The sequence below is a fragment of the Luteibacter sp. P4_E6 genome (genome assembly GCF_056401535.1).
The window spans coordinates 1-2778 of record NZ_JBFUJE010000510.1 but is presented as its reverse complement, the minus strand read 5'-3'; the positions used below and the strand labels follow the sequence as shown (position 1 = coordinate 2778).

The window sequence follows — 2778 nt, the reverse complement described above, 5'->3', positions numbered from 1 at the left end:
GAAGTAGACGGGCGTGACCACGGTATTGTGTCCGACCGTCGAACACACGCCCAGCGAGTCACAGGAGACGATCGGATCGCCGCAGCCGAACTCGAATTCGACGCGGTTAGCGTTGCCGTAATCCACCGTGCCCGCGTGCTCGCGGACGTTGTTGCAGTAGAGATTGGAGTTTCCGATGATGTTGTCGTTCGCATCGAAGTAAATGACGGCGCGAGCGAACTGGGGCAATGCCATCGAGACCCCGGGCAGGGCGCCGAAGCAGACCAGGAGCAATGCGACAAGCATGTAGCGGGTGCGATTCATTGTCTTCCTTTTTTTGAATGCCTCGGATCAGGCGCATTGACGCTAGCGCGCATGCGCGTTGCCAGGCGTAGGGATAGCAACCGAGCGCTGTGCCCCTACACGATTATCGGAAAGGCCCTACACGTATTCGGCTCATTCACTGCTGGTCCAAAAAAGGTGACTTCACGCATTAAGAGGGCGGCTTGACTCTGGACTTAGATCAAGGGTCTAGACTTGGCCCCATGAACACTCAAGCCTCCCTCACCATCGGCCGCATCGCGCAGTCCGCCGGCGTCGCCATCGATACGATCCGGTTCTACGAGCGGGAAGGGCTGTTGCCCGCCCCGCGGCGCCGGCCCTCGGGTTACCGCGAGTACGACCAGGCCACGGTGTCGCGGTTGCGCTTCATCCGGCGGGCCAAGGATCTGGGTTTCACGCTCGATGAGATTCGGGAACTGTTGGCCCTCTCTGCAGACCGGCATGGCGGGGTAGAGGGCGTGCGTGAGCGGGCCGCCGCCAGGTTGCTCGCCATCGATGAGCGAATTGCGGAACTGCAGCGCGTCCGCGACGGCCTCTCGGACCTGGTCGATGCCTGCCCAGGTCACGGCGCGCCGGAAGACTGCCCGATCCTGAAGGCGCTGGCGGAGCCCAAGGCATGACTCACGCCTGTTGCTCACACGACGCGGCTGCCGAGGCCGCGACCGTGATCGATCTTGCGCCCATGCCAGCAGGGACGATCTACACCTGCCCGATGCACCCGGAAGTCCGCCAGGAAGGCCCCGGTTCCTGTCCGAAGTGCGGCATGGCCCTCGAGCCTGCCATGCCTTCGCTCGAGGACGATGATGGCGAGGTTCGCTCGCTGGGCCGCCGTCTGGGCGCTCTTGTTGCGTTGACGATGCCTGTGTTCCTGATCGCCATGGTGCCGCACGTTACCGGGCGCATGTGGCACGAGCCGTGGGCAGCGGGTCTTGCGTGGGTGGAGGCGGTTTTGGCGACGGTCGTGGTGCTGTGGGGCGGTGCGCCGTTCTTTGCGCGCGGCTGGCGCTCGCTACTGCCGTGGTCGCCCAACATGTACACGTTGATTGCGTTGGGTACCGGCGTGGCGTGGTTGTACAGCGCCATCGCCTTTGCGTTGCCGTCGCTGTTTCCGCCTGCGATGCGTGACATGCATGGTCAGATAGCCGTCTATTTCGAATCGGCGGCGGTGATCGTCACGCTGGTGACGCTTGGCGATTTCCTCGAACTGCGCGCACGTCGCCAGACAGGCGAGGCCTTGAGAGGCCTGCTGGGTCTGGTGCCGAAGACGGCACGGCGTATCGGCAAGGACGGCACCGAGGAGGACGCCTCGCTGGAATCGCTTCGTGTTGGCGATCACGTGCGTGTACGTCCGGGCGAGAAAGTGCCAGCTGACGGCACCGTGATGGATGGCGAAAGTTATATCGACGAATCGATGCTGACTGGCGAACCTGTGCCGGTGGCGAAGAAGATGCACGACAAGGTCACCGGCGGTACGCAGAACCAGCATGGCGCCCTGGTAGTGCGTGTCGATCACGTTGGCCAGGACACCGTGCTCTCGCGCATCGTCGCGCTGGTGGCCGAGGCGCAGCGTTCCCGCGCGCCACTGCAGCGCGTGGCCGATCGTGTCGCGGCGTGGTTCGTGCCGGCCGTCGTCGTTGTGGCGCTGCTCGCCTTCGCCGTGTGGTGGACGATGGGGCCGACGCCTGCGTTTGCGCATGCACTGGTCGCCGCCGTTTCGGTACTCATTATTGCTTGCCCCTGCGCGCTGGGCCTGGCGACGCCGATGTCGATCATGGTTGCCAGTGGTCGCGGTGCGCAGGCGGGCGTGTTGTTCCGCGATGCCTCTGCGATCGAGACGCTTCGCGAGGTCGATACGCTGGTCTTCGACAAGACCGGCACGCTTACCGAGGGCAAGCCGACGCTTGTGGAGCTTCGTGTCTTCGGTCGGGAGCGCGTCGAGGTACTGGCGCTGGCCGCCTCGGTCGAGCAGCCGAGCGAGCATCCGCTCGCCTCAGCCATCGTGTCTGCGGCGGAAGCCGAGCGGTTGGTCATCCCGAAGATCACCGGTTTCCAGGCGGTGGTCGGTCGCGGCGTCAGCGGTCGTGTCGATGGGCACGATATTGCGCTGGGTAACGCGGATCTCATGGAGGACGAGCGCGTCGATGTTGCCGCGGGCCGCGATGTCGCTGACAAGGCTCGCTCGAAGGGTGCCACCGCGATGTACATGGCGATCGACGGCCGTCTCGCTGCGGTGCTGGCCTTGGCTGACGCGGTGAAGCCCTCGACGAAGCCGGCGCTGGATGCCCTGCACGCGGCGGGTGTGAGGCTGGTCATGCTGACGGGCGACAACGAAGCGACGGCGAAGGCAGTGGCCTCGACGCTACCTATCGACGAAGTGCACGCGGGTGCCTCGCCCGAGGACAAGGCGAACATCGTCAACGCCTTGAAAGCGGGTGGTGCGAAGGTGGCCATGGCGGG

At 64.8% G+C, this 2778-nt stretch carries 3 protein-coding genes; 2 read left to right on the top strand and 1 reads right to left on the bottom strand.

What is annotated here, in order from left to right:
• A partial coding sequence (locus tag AC1DT2_RS20045) for a hypothetical protein (RefSeq protein ID WP_477298278.1) occupies positions 1 to 303 on the bottom strand: 303 nt, incomplete at its 3' end.
• Positions 304 to 524: 221 nt separating this feature from the next.
• On the opposite strand from AC1DT2_RS20045, the gene AC1DT2_RS20040 reads away from it, so the two are divergent.
• Together AC1DT2_RS20040 and AC1DT2_RS20035 are read left to right on the top strand one after the other, a co-directional pair.
• Entirely contained in the window at positions 525 to 941 is a 417-nt protein-coding gene (locus AC1DT2_RS20040; protein WP_213948073.1) for a heavy metal-responsive transcriptional regulator, read from the top strand.
• A partial coding sequence (locus tag AC1DT2_RS20035) for a heavy metal translocating P-type ATPase (protein WP_477298277.1) occupies positions 938 to 2778 on the top strand: 1841 nt, incomplete at its 3' end. The genes AC1DT2_RS20040 and AC1DT2_RS20035, both read left to right, overlap by 4 nt.

Bases quoted from the DNA above. Each gene is read 5' to 3' on its own strand.
- AC1DT2_RS20040 (WP_213948073.1), top strand. From the start codon at position 525: ATGAACACTCAAGCCTCCCTCACCATCGGCCGCATCGCGCAGTCCGCC.